We start from the raw sequence: 20,770 nt of genomic DNA on the forward strand, positions 1-20,770 counted from the left end.
GGTCTCCGGCTACTCACTCAGGTAGTGGTGGACCGGTTGGCGTGAAACGTAGGCTCACGAGCATCGGGCAGTGAAAATTCCCTGCGCCCGAATTATCGAAGGAAGGCCGATGCTCGCTTCACGTCAGCTCCCGCTGTCCGCCTATCAGCGCGATATCTGGGCTGCCGAATCAGCCACCGTCGCCGACCCCCAGTTCAACGTGGTCATCCACGAACGGCTGGACGGCGACCTAGACACCGACGCACTGCGGGACGCCCTCCGGCACGTCCTGGAGACCAACGACGCGTTCTCCCTCCGGTTCGACGACCGGGACGGCGTCCCCTTCCAGTGGTTCGCGCCCGAGGACGGCGGACCCGAGGTGGAGTACGTCGACCACTCCGGCGCGCCCGCGCCCGCCGCGGCCTGTGCGCGGTGGCAGCGGGACTCCTTCAACCGCCCCTTCACGCTGCGTCGTTCGCGTCTGTTCACGGCAGCGGTGCTGCGCGAGAGCGAGCGGGTGGTGCACCTGCACCTCAACGTCCACCACCTGATCGCCGACGCCTGGGCGCTCAACCTCGTGCTCCGCCGGGTCCACGACGAGTACGCCCGCCGCACCGGCACCGCCGTCCAGGCCGGCACCGGCTCCGGCACCCCCGACGCCACCGCCACCCCCGGTGCGACCACCACTCCCGGGGCGACCCCCGCCCCCGCCCCCGCCCTCGTGCCCTCCGTGACCACGCTGCTGGACGCCGAGGCCGCGTACCGTGACTCCGCCGCATACGACGAGGACCGGGCCCATCACCGGGAGGCACTCGCGGGCATCACCCCCGCCCTCTTCCCCCGGACCGTGGCCGCCGAGGACGCCCCCGTGCTGCGCGGCCGCCACACCTTCACGGTGGACGCCACGCTGGTCCGCCGCATCCGGGAGGGCGGCAGCTCCCCCTTCGCCTTCGTGGCCGCCGCCTTCGCCACCTACCTCGCCCGCGTGCACAACGCCGACGAGGCCGTCCTCGGCGTCCCCTTCCTCAACCGCCGTTCCGAGGCCGAGAAGGCCGCCGTCGGCCAGGTCGCCAACAGCCTCCCGGTCCGCGTGGCCGTCGACGCCGCCGCCACCCTCCCCGAGCTGGCCGCCCGGGTCCGCGCCGGCACGGACACCCTGCGCGGCCACGAACGGCTCGCCCTCGGCGACGCCGTGCGCGAACTCCCCGCCACCGGGGCCGGATCCCGCCGCCTCTTCGACGTCACGCTCTCCTACCTCCGCTTCCCCCGCCCGGCCGCCCTGCCCGGTGTCGAGACCGAGACCGTGATCAAGGCGCCGGTGCACGCCCAGGACGCGCTGTCGGTGATGGTGCACGCCTTCGACGACGACGCCGACCTGCGCATCGACCTCGACTACGCCCTCGACGTCTTCGACGACGACCTGCCCATCGCCTCCGTCGCCGGCCACCTGCTCACCCTCATCCGGGCCGGCGTGGACGAGCCCGAACGGCCGGCCGTCACCCTGCCCCTGCTCGACGCGGCCGGCTACGCCGCGCTCGTCCGCGACTCCCGCGGCCCCCGCGTCCCGTACGCCGACGGCACCACCGTCCACGCGCTGATCGCCGAGCAGGCCGCCCGTACCCCCGGCCGCACCGCCGTGACCGGCGCGGACGGCACCGAGACCCTCACCTACGCCGAACTCGACGCCCGCTCCAACCAGCTGGCCCGCTCCCTGCGCGAGCGGGGAGTCGCCACCGGCGACCGCGTCGCCGTGCTGATGGAGCGCTCCCCGCAGCTCCTCGTCGCCCTGCTCGGCGTGCTCAAGGCGGGCGCCGCGTACGTGCCCGTCGACCCCGGTTATCCGGCCGAGCGCATCGGCCTGTTACTGGAGGACAGCCGCGCCGCCGCCGTCCTCGCCGACCCCGGCACCCGACTCCCCGAGGAGGCGGGCGCCCTCCGCCCGCTGACCGTCGAGGAACTCCTCACCGGCCCGGACGGCCCCGTCGGCCCGCACGCCGGGCCGCGCGACCTCGCGTACGTCATCTACACCTCGGGCTCCACCGGCCGCCCCAAGGGCGTCATGGTCGAGCACCACTCCGTCGTGAACCGGCTGGCCTGGATGCAGTCGGCCTACCCGGTCGGCGCGGACGACGTACTGCTCCAGAAGACCCCGATCTCCTTCGACGTGTCCGTCTGGGAGCTGTTCTGGTGGGCGATCGAGGGCGCCGGCCTCGCCCTGCTGCCCGTCGGCGGCCAGAAGGACCCCCGCGAGATCCTCGCCGCGATCGACGCCCGCCGGGTCACCGTGCTGCACTTCGTGCCGTCCATGCTCGGCCCCTTCCTCGACCTCCTGGAGGTCTCCCCGGAGCTGCGCGCCCGGGCCGGCTCGCTGCGCACCGTCTTCTGCAGCGGCGAGGCGCTGCCCGCCGCGCGCGTCGAGCAGTTCGACCGCGTCTTCGGAGCCGGTCCCGGCGGCCCGCGCCTGGTCAACCTGTACGGGCCCACCGAGGCGACCGTCGACGTGTCGTACCACGAGTGCCCCGGCGCCACCGGCGGGCCGGTCCGGCGGGTGCCCATCGGCCGCCCGATCGACAACACCGTGCTGTACGTGGTGGACGCGCACGGCGGGCTCCAGCCGGCCGGCGTCCCCGGCGAGCTGTGCATCGGCGGCGTCAACGTGGCCCGCGGCTACCTGGACCGGCCGGAGCTGACCGCCGAGAAGTTCACGGCGGACCCCTTCCCGGGCCGTCACCTGCCCGACGGGGAGCCCTTCACCCCCGAGAACCGCATCTACCGCACCGGCGACCTCGCGCGCCGGCTGGCCGACGGCTCCATCGAGTACCTCGGGCGGATCGACGGCCAGGTCAAGATCCGCGGCAACCGCGTCGAGCTGGGCGAGGTCCAGAACCGGCTCGCCTCCCTGGACGGGATCCGCGACGCCGTCGTCGTCGACCGCGACACGGCCGCCCGGGGCACCGTCCTGGTCGGCTACTACGTCGCCGACGCCGGGCGCGACCCGGCCGCCCTCCGCGCCGAACTCGTTTCCCGGCTGCCCGAGTTCATGATCCCCTCGTACTTCGTGCGGATCGACCGGGTGCCCCTGACGCCCAACGGCAAGGCCGACCGGCGGGCCCTGCCCGCCCCGGCGGCCAGTGCCGCCGGCGCCGCCGAACCGCCGCGGAACCCCGTCGAGGAGACCCTCCACGGCATCTGGGCGCGGGTCCTGGAGACCGAACCGGACCGCCTCGGCATCCACGACGACTACTACGCCCTCGGCGGCGACTCCATCACCATGCTGCGCATCCACGCGCAGGCCGAGAAGGCCGGCGTCCGCTTCTCGCTGACCGACCTCATGAACCACCCCACCGTCGCCCAGCTCGCCGCCCGCGCCGCCACCGGCACCGCGGCCGGAGCGCCGACGGACCTCGCGCCGTTCGCCCTGGTCTCCCAGGTGGACCGGGCCCGCCTCGAAGGCCGGGCCGACGCCCACCCCCTCACCCGCCTCCAGCTCGGCCTGCTCTACCACAGCCGGGCCGAGGAGCACTCGGCCGTCTACCACGACGTCTTCCAGTACAGCCTGGTCCTGGACTGGGACGAGGACCGCTTCCGGGAGGCCTTCGCGCGGCTGACCGCCCGCCACCCCGTGCTGCGCTCCTCCTTCGACCTCGGCTCCTTCTCCGAGCCGCTCCAGATCGTCGACCACACCGTCGAAGGCGGCCTGGAGACCGCGGACCTGCGCGGCCTCCCGGACGCCGAGGCCCGTGCCGAGATCGCCGCACACATCGAGGAACGCCGCTTCCACCGCTACGAGTTCGAGCGCGCCCCGCTCTACCTCTTCCGCGCACACGTCCTCGACGACACCGTCGAGCTGGTGCTCAGCTTCCACCACGCCATCCTCGACGGCGGCAGCGTCGCCACCCTGCTCCGCGAGCTCCTCCAGGACTACCTGCACGCCCTCGGCCATCCCATCGGGGCCGTGCCGGACACCGTCCTGCCCTCCGGTGCCCACCACGTAGTCGCCGAGCGCCGGGCCCTGGAGTCCGCGGACACCCGGCGGTTCTGGCAGGAGAAGCTGGCGGACGCGCCGCTGCTGCGGCTGGAGGCCTTCCGGCCGCACGAGACGCCGCGCGGCGCGGAGCAGCTCACCCGGCTCGTCGACCTGCCGAAGGAACTGACCGACACCGCCCGCGAGTTCGCGGCCGACCGCGGGCTGCCGCTGAAGTCGGTGCTGTTCGCCGCCCACGTCCTCACCCTGAGCCTGTACTCCGGCTCGGCGGACGTCACCACCGGCCTGGTCACGCACGGCCGCCCCGAGATCGAAGGCGCCGACCGCACCGCCGGCCTCTTCCTCAACACCATGCCCGTGCGCCTCGACACCGGCGCCCCCGCCGACTGGGCCGGCCTGGTCCGGGCGGCCTTCGACGAGGAGCGCCTCAGCCACGACCACCGGCGCTACCCGCTGAGCGCCGTCCAGGAGGACCGGGGGGCCGCCGTCCTCGAAACCGCCTTCAACTACATCCACTTCCGCCAGCTCGCGGCCGTGTTCGAGCTGCCGGGCGTGCGCCTGCTCGACTTCCGCACCTGGGAGGAGACCAACTTCCAGCTGCTGGTCAACGCCATGACCGACCCGGTCGAGGGCACCATACGGCTGCGGATGGACTTCCACGGCCAGACCTTCACCCCGGCCCAGGCGGAGCTGTACGCCGGCACCTACACCGCCGTGCTCGACCGGATCGTCCGGCACTTCGGCGAGGCCCCGGACCTCGGCTTCCTCACCGCGGTACGGGCCGACGCACCCGGTACCGACCGGCCCGCCCCCGCCCAGGCCCCCGCCTCGTCCCCGGCCCGCCCGTTCACCGACGTGGCCCGCGCCGTGGCCGAGCGGACCGCGCTCACCCCCGACGCCGTGGCCGTGGCCTTCGGCGCCCGCCGGTGGACGTACGCCGAACTCGGCCGCGCCGCCGACCGGGTGGCCGCCCGGCTGCTGGCCCTCGGCTCCCGCCCCGGCGACCGGGTCGGCATCGCGATGCCCCGCTCCCCGGAGACCGTCGCGGTGATCCTGGGCGTGCTGCGGGCCGGCGCCGCGACCGTGCCCCTGGACGTGAGCTACCCGGCCGAGCGGCTGACCTCCATGGTCGAGCAGGCCCGGCCGTTCCGGATCGTCGCGGACGCCGAGCACGCCGGACCGCTGGGCGGGCTGGCCCCCGTACTGCCCGCCGAGGAGCTCTTCGGGGACCCTGCCCCCGGGACCGGGCCGGACACCCCGCTCACCCCGCCGCCGGTCGCCCCGGAGGACATCGCGTACGTCCTCTTCACCTCCGGCTCGACCGGCGCGCCCAAGGGCGTGGCCATGCCCCACCGCTCCCTCGCCAACCTGGTGGCCTGGCAGAACGCGGTCCCGAGCGGCGTCGTCGGCGGCACCACCGCCCAGTACGCCCCGCTGAGCTTCGACGTCTCCTTCCAGGAGATCTTCTCCACGCTCTGCGGCGGCGGCACCCTGCTCCTGCTCTCGGAGGACGAGCGGCGCGACATGCCCGGCCTGCTGCGGCTGCTCGACCGCGAGGGCGTCGAGCGCCTCTACCTGCCGTACGTCGCCCTCCAGCAGCTCGCCGAGGCGGCCGCCGCCCTGGACCTCGCCCCGCGGAGCCTGAAGGCGCTGCTCTCCTCCGGCGAACAGCTCCGCGTCACCGACGAGATACGCCGGCTGTGCGCGGCCGTCCCCGGGGTGATCCTGGAGAACCAGTACGGGCCCACCGAGTCCCACGTGGTCACCGCGCACACCATGCAGGGCGACCCGGCCGGCTTCCCCGCCCTGCCGCCCGTCGGCCGGCCCGTCGACAACTCGGCGGTCCGGGTGCTCGACGCGCGGATGCGCCCGGTGCCGCCCGGCGTCAAGGGCGAGCTGTACCTCGCCGGCGACTGCCTCGCCGAGGGGTACGTGGGCCGGCCCGACCTGACCGCGGAGCGGTTCGTCACCCACCCGGTCACGGGGGAGCGGCTCTACCGCAGCGGCGACCTGGGCCTGGAACTGCCCGGCGGCGACATCGTCTGCCTGGGCCGCGCGGACGCGCAGGTCAAGGTGCGCGGCTACCGCGTGGAGCCGGCCGAGGTGGAACTGGCCATCACCCGGTTCGCCGCCGGCCACCCCGGCATCCAGGAGGCCGCCGTCGTCGCCCGCCGGCGCGAGGGCAACGACTCCTTCCTCGCCGCCTTCCTGACCGGCGACCCCGACGGCGCCGATCTGGCGCTGCTGCGCAAGCAGCTGCGCACCGTCCTGCCGGACTACATGATGCCCTCGCACTTCGAGTGGCTGACCGCCCTCCCGCTCACCCCGAGCGGCAAGCGGGACGACGCAGCACTGCGGCGGGCCGGACTGACCGCCGGCACGGCCGACGACGCGGCCGAGCCCCTCGACGCGTACGAGCGGACGCTGACGGAGATGCTGGCCGACCTCCTCCAGCTGCCCGCCGTGGGCCCGCACCAGAACATCTTCGACCTCGGCGGCACCTCGCTCACCGCGATGCGCCTGGTGGTCCAGATCGAGCAGCGGTACGGGACGAACATCCCGCTCTCGGAGTTCGTCGCCGCCCCCACGGCCGCGGCCCTCGCCGCCCGGCTCCGCTCCGGGGAGGCCCGTACCGCCTTCGACCCGCTGGTGCCCATCCGGACCGACGGGGACCGCCGGCCGATGTTCTTCGTCCACCCCATGGGCGGCAACGTGCTCTGCTACGTCCGCTACGCCCGGCACCTCCCCGAGGACCAGCCCTTCTACGCGCTCCAGGCGGCCGGTGCCGACCCGGGCACGGAGGCGCTGCGCAGCGTCGAGGAGATCGCGGCGAGCTACGTCGAGGCCATCCGCCGGGTGCAGCCCGCCGGCCCCTACGTGATCGGCGGCTGGTCCTTCGGAGGCTTCGTGGCCTTCGAGATGGCCCGTCAGCTGCGGGCGGCGGGGGAGGAGATCCGGCGCCTGGTGCTGCTGGACACCACCGCCCTCAACCCCGGACGGCGGCTCAACACCGGGGACGAGGCCCTGCTCGGCTGGTTCTTCTGGGAGCTGCTCTGGCTGCGCCGCGGCGGGGACTCCCCGCTGGAGCTGATCCCGGCCGGACTCGGCACGCTGGAGGAGAAGTTCGACTTCATCGCCCAGCTCGCCGTAGACGAGGGCGTACTGCCCGCGGGCAGCACCGGCGCGGTGGTCCGGCGGCTGTTCCACGTGTACGAGGCCAACTGGAAGGCGGCCTTCGCCTACCGGCCCGAGGTGGTCGACCAGGACATGGTCCTCATCCACGCCTCGGAGCCGCTGCCCGAGGTCCTCAACTCGATGCACACCGCGATCGAGAGCATGCACAAGGACCCCACGAACGGCTGGCGCGAGCGGACCAGTGGCCGCCTCGACGTGGTCGACGTACCCGGCGACCACCTCACGATCATGGAGGAGCCGTACGTGGGCCACATGGTCAAGGTCGTCGACGAGCTGATCGGCGACTGACATGAGCACCACTCACGTCCCGGACGACCACCGGGACGACACCTCCCACGACACATCCGACCGGCACCACGGACGAGGAAAGAGCACGGGCAGCGGCATGGAGCGGAACGGCGGGACGGCCAAGGCCATCGTCCTCGGCGCGGGCATCGGCGGGCTCACCGCCGCGATCGCCCTGCGCGGGGCGGGGCTCGACGTCGAGGTGTACGAGCGGGCGGGCGAGCTGCGCGCGGCCGGCTCGGGGCTGTCGGTGATGAGCAACGCCGTCGGCGCCCTGGACTCCCTGGGGGCCGGCATCGACCTGGAGCGGCGCGGCACGGCCCTGGAGTCGTACCACGTCAGGACCGGCCGCGGGCGGCTGATCAGGGAGTTCCCCTTCCCGGAGATCATCGGACGGCTGGGGGTGCCCAGCGTCCTGATCACCCGCGCCGACCTCCAGGCCGCGCTGCTGGAGGCCGCGGACGGCATCCCGCTCACCCTCGGCGCGGCCGCCACCGGCTTCGAGAGCGGCGAGGACCCGCGCGACGGCGTGCGGGTGCGGTTCGAGGACGGTTCCGAGGCGCACGGCGACGTGCTGATCGGCGCCGACGGCTTCAACTCCGTCGTCCGCCGGCAGCTGGTCGGCCCCGAGGACTCCCGGGACAGCGGGTACATCTGCTGGCTGGCCGTGGTCCCCTTCTCGCACCCGCGGTTCGCACCGGGCTCGGTCACCCACTACTGGGGCAGCGGCAAGCGCTTCGGCATGGTCGACATGGGCGGCGGACGGCTCTACTGGTGGGGCACGAAGAACATGCCCGCCGAGCGCTCCGCCGACTGGCGGGGGGACAAGTCCGAGATCCTCGCCGCGTACGCGGGCTGGGCCGACGAGGTGCAGGAGGCGATCCGGGCCACCCCCGAGGAGTCCGTCATCGCCGTGCCCTCCCGGGACCGCGCCTTCCTGGAGCGCTGGGGCCGCGGCCCGGTCACCCTGCTCGGGGACGCCGCGCACCCGATGCTCACCAGCCTCGGCCAGGGCTCCGGCATGGCCATCGAGGACGCGGTGGTGCTCGGCCGGGCCCTCAAGGGGGCGGCCGACCTGCCGCGCGCCCTGCGCCGCTACGAGGACGAACGCCGGGAGCGGACCCGGGCCATGGTGGCCGCCTCCCGCGGCATCAGCACCTTCGAGCAGTCCGAGGACCCGGTGCGCCGTCCCGTCCGGGACGCGTACTTCCGCTTCATGCCGGAGCGGAAGCTGGTCCGCACCCTGGAGGACTCGCTCACCTTCCCCCTCGCCGGCCCGGGTGCCCGCACCCCGGCCGCTGCCTAGCCGCACCGCACCGCACCGCTCAGGACCGAACGACTCAGGAGAGAACCACATGTCATCCCCTCTCGGCGCGCTCGCGCCGCACGGCAGGTCCGTGCTGGTCACCGGGGCCTCCTCGGGACTCGGCCGGGTCTGCGCGCTCGAACTGGAGCGCTCCGGCTTCCGGGTGTTCGCGGGCGTGCGCAACGCGGCGGACGGCGAGGCCCTGGCCCAGGAGGCCGCGTACGGGCGCATCACCCCCGTCCGGGTCGACGTGACCGAGGAGAAGAGCATCGCCGAGGCGGCCGAAAGGGTCGGCGAGGCGGTCGCGGACCGGGGCCTGTGGGGCCTGGTGAACAACGCCGGCATCTGCGTCTCGGCGCCGCTGGAGTGCGTCGCGCCCGAACAGCTGCGCCGCCAGCTGGACATCAACGTGGTCGGCCAGCTCGCCGTCACCCAGGCGTTCCTGCCCCAGCTGCGCCGCGCCCGCGGCCGCGTCGTCAACGTGACCTCGGGCCTGGGCAGCGTGGCCATCCCGTACCTGGGGGCGTACGCGTCGGCACAGTTCGCCAAGGAGGCGCTGACCGACGTGCTGCGGCGCGAGCTGCGCCCGCACGGGGTGGACGTCAGCGTGGTCCAGCCCGGGGCGATCATGACCCCGATCTGGGGGAAGGTCACCGAGACCGCGCGGGCCGCCATGGACGGCGTGCCCGAGCACGTCGCGGACCTGTACCGCATCCCGTTCCACCGCTTCCTGCACGCCAACGAGCGCCAGGCCAGGGACAGCAGGACCCGTCCCGAGGACTTCGCCCGCACCGTCGGGCAGGCGCTCACCGCCCGGCGACCCCGGTCGCGCTACCGGGTGGGCGCGGACGCCCGCACCGTGAGCGTGCTGGCGCGGGCCCTGCCGGACGCGGCACTCGACCGGTACCTGCGCCCGATCACCCGGTAGGAACCGGCATTCGGGTCGACCGACCGGTATGAAACAGGCCAGTCGGCGGGCCCGCCCGGCATCGATCCCGAAGGGAACGCGCCATGATCGTGACCGGAACTCTTCGCTCCGGGCGTGATGTGGCTTTCGTTCTCCATACCCCGGGTATGCCGGACGGGCCCGCCGCGGCCACCCCACGGCCCGGCAAGGGCCCCTGGTCCCACGAGATTTGAACACCTCCCACGCCCCGCGGCGTGCGGCGGGCCCGCGGTGCGCGACACGGCGGATGTGAACGGACCGTCACGTCGCCGCAGTGACCGAGTTTGCTGTGGAACCCGTGACCCCGCACGACAAGGATGAAGATCATGGCACGAAGCACTCAGCCCGCTCCCGCCGGCGCGGGCGGCTCCCTGGCACGGCTGATCACCCGGCACCGGACCACCCTCGACCGGGCCCTGGAGGTCATCCACACCCGCGAGCACTGGTCCCCGTACCCCGAGGAGACGGGGGCCTACGGGCCGGACGCGGCGGCCGACGGCGAAGCCGCCTTACGGGCCCTGCTCGGCCGCCCCCTGGACCTCGGCCAGCCCGGCCGGGACGGAACGGTCGGCCCGGCGCCCGACCAGGGCGGCGAGCGCTCCCCATACGGCCTGGATCTCGGCATCTCCTACCCCCACCACGACCCCGCGGTCCTGCTCCCGGCCATGACCGCCGCCCTGCCCGCCTGGCGGGACGCCGGGCCCGAGGCGCGCGCCGCGGTCTGCCTGGAGATCCTGGACCGGATCAACGCCCGCAGCCCGGAGTTCGCGGCCGCCGCCGCGCACACCAGCGGTCACAACCCCGTGATGGCCTTCCATGCCGGCGCCGTCCACGCCCAGGACCGCGGCCTGGAGGCCGTCGCCTACGCCTACTTCGAGCAGAGCCGGCTGCCCGCGGGGGCCCGCTGGCGCAAGCCCCAGGGCCCGGACCGGGCCGTCAACCTCAGCAAGCGGTACGCCGTGGTGCCCCGGGGCGTCTCCCTCCTCGTGGCCGGCAGCGTCTTCCCCGCCTGGAACGGCTACCCCGGCCTGTTCGCCTCCCTGGCCACCGGCAACCCCGTCCTGGTCAAGCCGCACCCCGCCGCCGTCCTCCCGCTCGCACTGACCGTCGCCCAGGCCCGCGAGGTGCTGGCCGAGGCCGGCTTCGCCCCCGACCTCGTGTGCCTGGCCCCCGAGTACCCGGGCGAGCGGCTCGCCCGGCGCCTGGCCACCGCCCCCGAGGTGCGCCTGGTCGACTACACGGGCCGCACCGCCTTCGCGGACTGGCTCACCGCCAACGCCCGCCAGGCCCGGGTGTTCACCGCCGCCTCCGCCGTCAACACCGTCCTCGTCGAGTCCACCCACGACTACCGCGACATGCTCGCCAACCTGGCCTTCTCCGTCTCCCTCTACAGCGGCCAGCTGTGCACGAGCCCGCAGAACCTGCTGATCCCGCGCACCGGCATCGCCACCGACGAGGGCCACAAGGGCTACGACGAGGTGGTCGCCGACCTCGGCGGCGCGCTGCACGCGCTGCTGGGCGACGACGCGGACGCCTGCGCGGTCCTCGGCGCCCTGCTCGGCCCCGAGGTCCGCTCCCGGGTGGACCTCGCGATGTCCGGCGCCCTCGGCCCGGTCGGCGTGGCCTCGCGGAGGGTGCGGCACCCCGGACACCCGGACGCGGAGGTGCGCACCCCGGTCGTCGTGAAGCTCGACGCGGAGCGCGGCGGGGACCGGGCCACCCTGCTCTCGGAATGGCTCGGCCCGGTCTGCTTCGCGGTGGCCGTGGACTCCGTGGCCTCCGCGCTGGAACTGCTCGCGGAGACCACGCGGGAGTGCGGGGCGCTCTCCGCCGGCCTGTACTCGGTCTCGGGTGAGGTGGAGACGGCGATGGAGGCCGCCTGCGCCGAGGCCGGGGTGATGCTCTCGATGAACCTGATGGGGGACTGGTACATCTCCCAGTCGGCCGTCTACTCCGACCTGCACGGCACCGGAATGAACCCCTCGGGCAACGCCGTCCTCACCGACGGCGCCTTCGTGGCGGATCGTTTCCGCACGGTGGTGGTACGGCGCTACGGCGGTGCCGAGTGAACACCGTCCTGGCCGCCGAGGTGCCGCTGCGCGGCCGGGAACGCGAACTCGCCCTGATCCGCGACGTGCTGGAGCACGGCCGCCGCGAGGGCGGGGCCGTCCTGGCCGTCGAGGGCATGCCGGGCATCGGCAAGACCCGGCTGCTGACCGAGGCGGCCGCCCTCGCCCGGGGGCTCGGCTACCTGCCCCCGCGCCGCCCCCACGGGCGCGAGAGCAGGGCCCGCCGGGCCTCGGCCACCCTCACCGGCGGCCGGACCGGCGACGGCCACGGCCGCTGCGACCAGCCCTCCGGCCCGCACCTGGTGATCGTCGACGACCTCCGCGGGGCACCCGACCGCACCCCGCACCGGACCCGCGCCACCGGCCCCCGGGAACGCTCCGGCGCAGGCCGGGCCGTCTGGCTGATCGCCCACCGGCCCGGCGAGGCACCGCCGCTCACCGGGCCGCTGCTCGCCGACCCGGCCGCGCGGACCGAACGGCTGGTCCTCGGCCCCCTGGGACCCGCCGCCACCGCCGACCTCGCGCACGACCTGCTGGGCGCCCCGCCCGACCCGGCCCTGCGGCGGCTCATCGGGGACGCCGCGGGCCACCCGCGGCTGCTGATCGAACTGCTCACCGGCCTCCAGGAGGAGGGCGGCGTCCGGCTGTCCGGCGGCGAGGCGGAGCTGCTGGCCGAGGGCCTGCCGGCCCGCCTGTCCACGCGCGTACGGACCACCCTGGAGCGGTACTCGGTCGCCTGCCGCCAGCTGCTGCGTGTCGCGGCGGTCCTCGGCGACGAGGTGGTCTACGAGGAACTCGCCCTGATGCTGCGCACCTCCGTGTCCGCGCTGCTGCCCACCCTGGAAGAGGTCTGCGCCACCGGGGTGGTCCGCAACGAGGACACCCGCGCCGTCTTCCAGGGCCCGCTGCTGCGCCGGCTGATCGCCGAATCGGTGCCCGCCTCGGTACGGCTGGCCCTGGAGCAGGAGGCCGCCGCGCTGCGCTCGGTGCGCCGCGGGCAGCGCCGCGGCGTGCCGGTGCAGCCGGGCCCGCTCACGGCGGACTGCCCGGCGCGCGGCGGCCGGCTGAGCGAGCAGCAGCACGCCCTGGTGGCGCTGGTGGCGGAGGGCCTGACGAACCAGCAGATCGCCCGCCGTCTGGCGCTGTCCCCGCACACCGTCAATTACCACCTCCGCAAGCTCTTCAAGATCTACGGGGTGAGCTCGCGGATCGACCTGCTCCAGGCCGCCCGCTGCAACTGACCCGCCGGCATCGCGCCCACGAGATCCGACGTCCCCGCCCGGACCCCGCAGCACCGGCGCCCACACCCTCGTCCGGCCCTCACGGCCCCCGCCCCCGGTCCCCCCGGCCGCCACGTCCCCCCGGCCGCCACGTCCCCGCCCGGCCCCCACGTCCCCGTCCTGGCGCCCCCAGTGCCCGACCCCACACCCCTGTGCCAGGGCCCCCAGCGCCCGCGCCCGACCCCCCTGCCTCTGGAGACCCCGCACCGTGACCGAACTGCGCCTGCCCCCGACCTGGCCCCACCTCGACACCCCGCCCCCCGCCCGCCGCACGCCCTGGCTGCGCGACGCCCTGGCCGCCGAGCCCGAGGACGGCCGCACCCCGCCCCTGGCCGGGGAGCTGCGCGCCGACGTGTGCGTGGTGGGCGGCGGCTTCACCGGCCTCTGGACCGCCTTGGAGATCCTGCGCCGCGCCCCCGGCACCGACATCGTGCTGATCGAGGCCGACGTGTGCGGCGGCGGCGCCAGCGGCGCCAACGCCGGCTACCTGATGCCCATGTGGGCCCGGTTCAGCAGCCTCGTCGCCATCGGGGGCCCGGAGGAGGCCCGCCGCATCGGCGAGGCCTCCGCCGCGGCCGTCGACGAGATCCTCGACTTCGCCTACGCCCACGCCATCGACATCGAGCACCGCCGCGGCCCCTGGATGTGGGCCGCCTCCTCGCCCGCCCAGCGGGGCGCCTGGCAGCAGACCCTCGACGACCTGCACCGCGCCGGCATCGAGCCCCTGCGGCAGATCACCGCCGCCGAGGCCCGCGCGGCCGTCGGCACCCGGGCCCACCACGGCGCCGTGCTCGACCCCGGCTGCGCCACCCTCCAGCCCGCCAAGCTGACCCGGGGCCTGCGCCGCGCCGCCCTCGACGTCGGCGTCCGCATCCACGAGCGCACCCCGCTGACCGCGCTGCGGGCCGCGGAGGGCCGTACCGTGCGCGCCCACACCCCGTACGGCAGCGTGCACGCGGACCGGGTGGTGCTCGCGATCAACGCCTGGGCCGGGCAGCTGGAGGACCTCGGCCGGCGCATGGTCACCGTGGCCAGCGACACCCTGCTCACCCAACCGGTGCCGGCGGAGCTCAAGGCCCTGGGCTGGGACGGCGAGACCTCCGTCTGCGACTCCCGGCGCCGGCTGAACTACTACCGCACCACCCCCGACGGCCGGCTCCTCTTCGGCAAGGGCGGCTCCGGCGTCGCCTTCGGCGGCCTCGGCCCCAGCACCCTCTGGGGCGACGCGCTGCGCCCGGCCGAACTCCGCGCCCACCTCGGCCGCCTCTTCCCCGGACTCGCCTCGGCGCCGGTCGACATGAGCTGGACCGCGCCCGTGGAGTACTCGGTGACCTCGCTGCCCTTCGCGGGCTGGCTGAAGTCCGTGCCGGGGGTCTGCTACGCCACCGGGTACTCGGGCGACGGCGTCGGCCCGTCCCGGCTGATGGCCCGGGTGCTGGCCTCCTTCGTGCTGGGCACGGACGACGAGTGGTCGCGGTCCGCCTTCACCCGCCCGCCGGCCGGCTGGTTCCCGCCGGAACCCCTCCGCTACCCGGGCTCCCGCCTGGTCCTCCCCGCACTCCGCGCGGTGGAGGCCCGCGAGGACCGCGGCGGCCGCGTTCCGCCCGCCGTCAAGCGCCTGCTGTCGGTGTTCTGAGTCATCGTCAGGTGACGTGCGGCGGGCGGCGATCGGGCGGGGGAAGCGGCCCGCGGCCGGAAGCGGAACGCGGGCTGCTCTATGCGCGCTCCGTAACGGTCGGGGGCGGAGGGGCGTACGCAGCGTGGCGCGGAGCATAACCACCTGGTCAGCCGCACGAAGCGGAGCACCTGAAGCCATCACGGGGGACCATCATGCGCAGCACCCGGAAGGGCGGGAGGAACCTCGCCCTCGGAGCCGTGGCCGCCGCCGCGCTCTTTTCCACCACCGCCTGCACGGACGGCGCGAAGGACGACGCGCGCCCCGGCACCCGGCCCGCGACCCAGAGCCCGACCGCACCCGCGGGCGCCGGGGGCCGGACCTCCGCGCCGCCCGCCGACCCCGGGGGCCCGGGCCCCTCCGCGTCCGGCGGGCCGGGGCGCCCCACCACCCCGGCAGGCTCTCCCCGGCCCGGCGGCAGCGGCGGGCCCGGCGGGGGCAAGGACGGCACCGCCGCCTGCACCTCCGCGAACATCTCCGTCGCCACCACGTTCTACCGGCAGGACTCGGGCCGGCACGTGCTGCTCACCGCCACCAACACCGGGAAGACGCCCTGCACGCTCTACCGCTACCCGTTCGTGCGGTTCGGCGACGGTGCCCAGGACCCGATCGGTCCGCTGGAGTCGGACTGGCACGCGGTGGCCACGATCCGTCCCGGCGGCAAGGCCTACGCGGGCATGCGGCTGTTCCGCGCCGGTGAGCAGGTCGACCTGAAGAAGAAGATGACCGTCGGCTTCGTGGACCGGGACGGCGAGGTCGGCACACCGCTGAACGTGCCGCTGCCCGAGCCTACGTTCGTGGACGTGGGCCCGACGCCGGGCGTCACCTACTGGAACACGAGCGAGGCCGTGGTGAGCAGGTACATGTTCGCCACCTGACGGCCGCCGGCGGCCGAACGGCGGGCCTGCAGGCCGTGCGGGCCGGCTCCCGGGCCGGCCCGCACGCGCGGAGCCGGCCCGCACGCGCAGAGCCGGCCCGCACGCGCAGGGCCGGCCCGCTCGCAAGGTGCCGGACCGTCTCTCTCGGACCGGACCCGACGGCAGGAGCCGAGGAAGACGGTCTACCGCGCCGACGGCGCCGTCAGGGTGCTGAGGATCTCCGCACAGATCGCGAGGGCCGTCTCGGCGGGGGTACGGGCGCCCAGGTCGAGGCCGATCGGGCCGTGGACGCGCGAGAGTTCGGCCTCGCCGGTGCCGCCGGCCAGCAGCTCCTCGCGGCGCCGGGCCTGCGTACGGCGGGAGCCGAGGGCACCCACGTACGGGATGCCGATCCGCAGCGCGTGCGCGAGGGTCGGCACGTCGAAGGACGGGTCGTGGCTGAGCATCGCCAGGCAGGCGGAGCCGCGCCGGTCCGTCAGCAGCTTCTCCGCCTCGGGGCCGCTCTCCGTGGTGGTCCACTCCCAGCCCAGCAGCCCGGCCTGACGGCCGATCAACTCCGCCAGCTCGCCGCCACCGCCGATCACCAGGTACGGATCGGCGGGGAAGACCTCGATCAGTACCAGCCCCTCGTCGTCGTACCGTGCCTCGTGCCCGGCGCGGTGCCGGGCCAGCAGCTCCCGCGCGTCCCGCCCGGCCTCCGTGCCGTCCTCGTCGCCCGCACGCACGACGGTGCTCGCGACCCGCGTGCCGTCCTCGGCCAGCCGGGTCACCAGCGCCGCGCTCTCGCCCAGCGCCAGGGACTCCCACCACTCGTCCGGCACCGACGCCAGCGGCTGGACCAGGATCTCCGCCTGGCCGCCGCAGGTCAGCCCCGCTCCGGTGGCCTCGGAGCCGTGCACCGACACCCGGCACACCCGGGCCCCGCCCTCCCCGATCGCGGCGGCCTCCGCGACGAGCTGCTCGTCGAACACCCCGCGGTACAGGCTTCCCGCACACGCTCCGCGCGGATCGACGAGCAGCGCACCCGCGGGGTCCCGGGGACCGAAGCCCTGCTCGGCCACCGGCCGCGCCAGGAACGCCCCCCGGCCCTCGGCCACCCACTGCCGCGCCGTCTCCACCAGCTCGCGCATCACACGCCGCCCTTCTCGACTCCGCCCGGTCTTCCCAGGCAGCCCCCAACGTATGCCCGCTCCGGGCCGTGGGACCCCGTCCGCGCCGAGTTTCGGGCGGACCACCAACCCACCCGCTTGGACGATCACCCCAACCCTGCCGGCGCCCGTCCTCGTGAATGCCGCCGTGCCCCGCGCGGCGCCGACCCCTCGCCGGCCCCGGTACGACGACGATGCCCGGAGGCGGGGCGCCGCGGAACCCGGGACACCGGGGGCGGGCGGCCGGCGCGGGCTACGGAAGGACACACCCGATGGACTGGGTCGTCACGGCGGTGGGCGCGGTGCTCGTGGCGGCCATCCTGCGCGATGTCTTCCACACCCTCTGGCACCCCACCCGGCACGGCGGACTCAGCAGGCTGGTGATGACCGCGTTCTGGCGGTTCAACCGGACCCTCCACCTCCGCCGCAGGACGGCTGCGGGACTGGCCGGCCCGCTCGGCATGGTCAGCGTCGTCGCGCTCTGGGCCGCGGTCATCGGGGTGGGCTGGGCGCTGATCTACTGGCCGCACATGCCGGACGCCTTCTCGTACAGCTCCGACCTCGCACCGGCCGAGCACGCCGGACCGCTCGACGCGCTGTACGTCTCCCTGGTCACCGTCGCCACCCTGGGCCTGGGTGACATCGCCCCCATCGACGGCTGGCTGCGCGTCCTGGCGCCCGTCGAGGCCCTGGTCGGCTTCGCGCTGCTCACCGCGACCGTCTCCTGGGTGCTCGGCATCTACCCGGCCCTGGCCCGGCGGCGCGCGCTGGCGATGCGGCTGTCGCACCTGGCGCGCACCCGGCCCACGGGCGAGGGGTTCGACTCGCCGTCCGGCGCGGCGCTGCTGGACGGCCTGGCCGCCGGGTTCTGCGTGACCTGCGTGGACTTCCTCCAGTACGCCGAGTCGTACTACTTCTCCGACGGCGCCCCGCACACCACACTGGCCCGCCAGGTCCCGTACGCCGCCCGGCTGGCCGCGGCCGCCGAACGTGCCCGGGACCCGGACGTGCGGATGGCCGGCAGAGCGCTGAGGGCGGCCCTGGACGACCTCGCGGCCGTGCTGGACGAGCAGTTCCTGCGGACCGGCGGGCCGCCCGACCGGGTCTTCGCGGCCTTCGCCGAGGACCACGGCCGCCGCGGGGGCCGCCGGTCCGCCCCGGAGACGTTCTAGTGCTGTGACCGCAAAGGTTCACCGTGTCGCGACGCCCGGCACGGCACCTCGCGCGTTGTCGGACCACGCAGGTACGTCCAGTACGAGCCGTGGCCCTCCGCCTTGCGATGCACCGCACCGGACGCCGCGACCCGGCAGACCTTTCCGGCCACAGCACTAGGCAACGGTTCCATACCGGTGGGCGGGGGCGCCGTTTCCCCTTCCGCCGGGCCCGGTTGAGAAGGGCGTGAAGACGACATCGACACCCGGGCCGCTCGCCGCGCTCCAGGGTGCCTACTGGCTCGACTCCCCGTCCGCGCACCAGGGCGAGGACTGCGGGCGGTGTGCCGCCCTGCGCACGGACGCCCCGGCTCCCGTGCCGCCCGCCGCCGAACCGCCGTGTCTGCGCGCCCCGTTGGTGCTGCGCGCGGCGATGACGGTGCTGGCCGCCGCCTCGATCGTGACCGCGTTGCTGCTGACCGGCCTCGACGTGGTGCCCTGAGGGCGGGGCCGCGCCGGTCAGTCCTCGGAGCGTTCGGTGACGGGGGCGTCGGTGCGGTCGCCGAGGAACTCGTACCAGCGGCGCTGGAGGCACACGTACCGGGTGTCGGCCTCCACGAGCCGGAGGAAGGCGCCGACGGTGTCGGCCAGCCGGCCCTGGAGGGCGCCGTCGGCGAGGTCGCCGGTGCCGGTGAAGCCCTCGTGCGCCTTGGCCAGGCTGAACATGTCCGGGTAGACGCGGCAGCCCAGGTGCTCCAGGGGGACGCGCAGGGCCCAGAGGCCGCGGTTGCCGCCGACCATGGACGGCGAGGCGGAGACGAGCAGCGCGTGCTTGTCCTTGAAGGGCTGCGGCCGGACCCGGGACACCCAGTCGACGGCGTTCTTCAGCACCCCGGGCACGGAGGCGTTGTACTCGGGCGAGGAGATCACGAAGGCGTCGCAGGAGGCGATCCGCTCCCGCAGGGCCAGCGCGCCCTCCGGCAGCCCCGTCTCGGCCTCGATGTCGCCGTCGTAGACCGGCATCGGGAAGTCGGCCAGCCGGGCCAGGTCGACGGCCGCACCCGCCTCGGCGGCCAGCCGGGCCACCAGGGCGGCCAGCCGTGTGTTGAGCGACCCGGCACGCAGCGACGCGCCGAAGACCAGCAGACGCACCGGCTGGCGCCCCTCGTCGGGGACCGGCATGCGGGCCGCTTCGGGGACCGCCGCGGGTCCGGGGTCAACAGTCATGGTCCGCTGCCTCCAGTGCGGGGGGTGTGACCACGAGCCCAGCACAGCGGGAGAGCGGCGGACGGGTGCCGGGGCCGTGCCGTGGGGGAAGTCACCCGGGCGGCGGCGGCCTCTCCGACCACCCTCACCAGAACGGACTAAAACGGACAAAAATGAGCGCTTGCGGCGCATCCTGTTTTTCCATGCCGCGCCGGTATTTCGCACCCCTTGTGATGGCCGGTGATATGTGTCACGCGCGGCTTTCGCGCGACGGGTCGCGACGGCCCCGAAAGTGGTGCCGCGACTGGAAAGTTGGGGTGTGCCGAAAAATCGATCTTGTCCTTTTCCGGCCCGAATTCCCCCGCTCGCTTTCCTTTAGCGAATTCGGGGCTTGTTCCGTCCCGCGGCTCTCGCCTACGGTCACGCTCATTCCGGGTGGAACGCCGAATCCTGCCGCCGCCCGGACCGCACCGTCCCCATTCAATTCACGTACGGCAGGAGCGGGGGAACCAGGTAGGCCGCCGTTCCGCGATCTTTCGCGGAACGGCTAGGGGTGAAGTCACCGCGTGTGGCCGGTCAACTCCAGTCCGAACCCGACAGCTCACCTCGCAGGCGACGGAGAGGAATGCGCCATGCCCGGAAAAGGCAAGCACCGCCGCCCCAAGAACACCCGTCTGACCCGCGGTTTCGTCGCCGTCGGCACGGGTGGAGCCGCCCTGGCCCTGCCCGTGCTGGGCGCCGCCACGGCCAGTGCCGCGGCGCCCGCCGCAGCCGGGACCGTCGCCCCGCAGGCCGTCGCCGCCGCCCCGGCCGCGGCGCAGAAGGCCGCCGTGACCTATTCCGTCAAGGCCGGCGATTCCCTCGTGAAGATCGCCGAAAAGCATTCCCTCGCCGGCGGCTGGAAGAAGCTCTACCAGGACAACAAGACGATCATCGGTGACGATCCGTCACTCATTCGTCCGGGCCTGAAGCTTTCTGTCGGAGCGGCCGCCAAGAAGGCCGCGCCGGCCAGGAAGGCCGCCCCCGCGCGGGCCGACCGTTCCGCCCGTACCACCACCCTCAAGGCCGTGGCCCCCAAGGCGAAGACCTACGCGAACAACCTCGACGGGTGGATCCGCGAATCCCTCGACGTCATGGCCAAGCACGGTATCCCCGGTACCTACAACGGCATCTACCGCAACGTCATGCGGGAGTCCTCGGGCAACCCGCTCGCCATCAACAACTGGGACTCCAACGCCGCCGCGGGCATCCCCTCCAAGGGCCTGCTCCAGGTGATCGACCCGACGTTCCGCGCCTACCACGTGCCCGGTACCTCGACGGACTCGTACGACCCGGTCGCGAACATCACCGCCGCGTGCAACTACGCCGCCGCGCGCTACGGCTCCATCGACAACGTCTTCGGCGCCTACTGATCCCTCTCGGGTGTGCGACACCGGGACCGGCGGCCACGGCCGCCGGTCCCGGCCGCGTTCGCGGGCGGGATTGCGGGTGCGATTGCGGGGGAGTGCCCCGACACGCGCCGCGTCAGGTGCGTGTGTACCTGACGGACGGCGGGCGGCAGCGTTGAGCGCGTGGCCCGGGCTGCCGAAGCTGGCCGGAAGTGGCCCCCGGCCCCGGCGTCGCACCCCGCTCCGCCGTGGCCCGGGGCGTGATGTCGCGCCGACCGG

Annotated in this window: 12 protein-coding genes and 1 riboswitch; of the genes, 10 read left to right on the forward strand and 2 right to left on the reverse strand. The window is 74.5% G+C overall.

Annotation, left to right across the window (positions count from 1 at the left end):
- Nucleotides 1-109 precede the first annotated feature (109 nt).
- From ACIF6F_RS26285 to ACIF6F_RS26315, 7 genes are all read left to right on the forward strand, one after another.
- Complete coding sequence (locus ACIF6F_RS26285; RefSeq protein ID WP_399951296.1) at nt 110-7,447, forward strand: amino acid adenylation domain-containing protein; 7,338 nt, start codon at nt 110-112, stop codon at nt 7,445-7,447.
- A gap of 97 nt (nt 7,448-7,544) precedes the next feature.
- A complete protein-coding gene (locus tag ACIF6F_RS26290) occupies nt 7,545-8,750 on the forward strand; it encodes an FAD-dependent monooxygenase (RefSeq protein ID WP_399951390.1) in 1,206 nt (401 codons plus the stop codon).
- A gap of 49 nt (nt 8,751-8,799) precedes the next feature.
- Nucleotides 8,800-9,678: an SDR family oxidoreductase gene (locus ACIF6F_RS26295; RefSeq protein ID WP_399951299.1), complete on the forward strand. Its 879-nt coding sequence runs from the start codon at nt 8,800-8,802 to the stop codon at nt 9,676-9,678.
- A 344-nt stretch (nt 9,679-10,022) separates the two neighbouring features.
- The gene (gene paaN, locus ACIF6F_RS26300) at nt 10,023-11,765 is read left to right on the forward strand and encodes a phenylacetic acid degradation protein PaaN (protein WP_399951302.1); all 1,743 of its coding nucleotides are present in this window, start codon (nt 10,023-10,025) and stop codon (nt 11,763-11,765) included.
- A complete protein-coding gene (locus ACIF6F_RS26305) occupies nt 11,762-13,006 on the forward strand; it encodes a LuxR C-terminal-related transcriptional regulator (RefSeq protein ID WP_399951305.1) in 1,245 nt (414 codons plus the stop codon). The genes paaN and ACIF6F_RS26305 overlap by 4 nt, the downstream gene beginning before the upstream one ends.
- Before the next feature lie 247 nt (nt 13,007-13,253).
- Complete coding sequence (locus ACIF6F_RS26310; protein WP_399951308.1) at nt 13,254-14,681, forward strand: NAD(P)/FAD-dependent oxidoreductase; 1,428 nt, start codon at nt 13,254-13,256, stop codon at nt 14,679-14,681.
- A 194-nt stretch (nt 14,682-14,875) separates the two neighbouring features.
- Nucleotides 14,876-15,598 carry a DUF4232 domain-containing protein gene (locus ACIF6F_RS26315; RefSeq protein WP_399951311.1) on the forward strand — a complete coding sequence of 241 codons (723 nt, stop codon included), beginning with the start codon at nt 14,876-14,878 and terminating at the stop codon, nt 15,596-15,598.
- Between the two features lie 182 nt (nt 15,599-15,780).
- Here the strand turns inward: ACIF6F_RS26315 and ACIF6F_RS26320 are convergent, their stop codons facing one another.
- Entirely contained in the window at nt 15,781-16,728 is a 948-nt protein-coding gene (locus ACIF6F_RS26320) for an XdhC family protein (RefSeq protein WP_399951314.1), read from the reverse strand.
- A 290-nt stretch (nt 16,729-17,018) separates the two neighbouring features.
- Between ACIF6F_RS26320 and ACIF6F_RS26325 the strand changes: the two genes are divergently transcribed.
- Together ACIF6F_RS26325 and ACIF6F_RS26330 are read left to right on the forward strand one after the other, a co-directional pair.
- The gene (locus tag ACIF6F_RS26325) at nt 17,019-17,918 is read left to right on the forward strand and encodes a potassium channel family protein (RefSeq protein WP_399951317.1); all 900 of its coding nucleotides are present in this window, start codon (nt 17,019-17,021) and stop codon (nt 17,916-17,918) included.
- Nucleotides 17,919-18,144: 226 nt separating this feature from the next.
- The gene (locus tag ACIF6F_RS26330; RefSeq protein ID WP_399951320.1) at nt 18,145-18,399 is read left to right on the forward strand and encodes a hypothetical protein; all 255 of its coding nucleotides are present in this window, start codon (nt 18,145-18,147) and stop codon (nt 18,397-18,399) included.
- Nucleotides 18,400-18,416: 17 nt separating this feature from the next.
- Here the strand turns inward: ACIF6F_RS26330 and ACIF6F_RS26335 are convergent, their stop codons facing one another.
- Nucleotides 18,417-19,079: an NADPH-dependent FMN reductase gene (locus tag ACIF6F_RS26335; protein WP_399951393.1), complete on the reverse strand. Its 663-nt coding sequence runs from the start codon at nt 19,077-19,079 to the stop codon at nt 18,417-18,419.
- A gap of 455 nt (nt 19,080-19,534) precedes the next feature.
- Nucleotides 19,535-19,731, forward strand: a riboswitch (cyclic di-AMP (ydaO/yuaA leader).
- A 4-nt stretch (nt 19,732-19,735) separates the two neighbouring features.
- On the opposite strand from ACIF6F_RS26335, the gene ACIF6F_RS26340 reads away from it, so the two are divergent.
- The gene (locus ACIF6F_RS26340) at nt 19,736-20,515 is read left to right on the forward strand and encodes a transglycosylase SLT domain-containing protein (protein WP_399951324.1); all 780 of its coding nucleotides are present in this window, start codon (nt 19,736-19,738) and stop codon (nt 20,513-20,515) included.
- Nucleotides 20,516-20,770 lie beyond the last annotated feature (255 nt).

It is taken from the genome of Streptomyces sp. NPDC086023, from assembly GCF_044540325.1.
GTDB lineage: Bacteria > Actinomycetota > Actinomycetes > Streptomycetales > Streptomycetaceae > Streptomyces.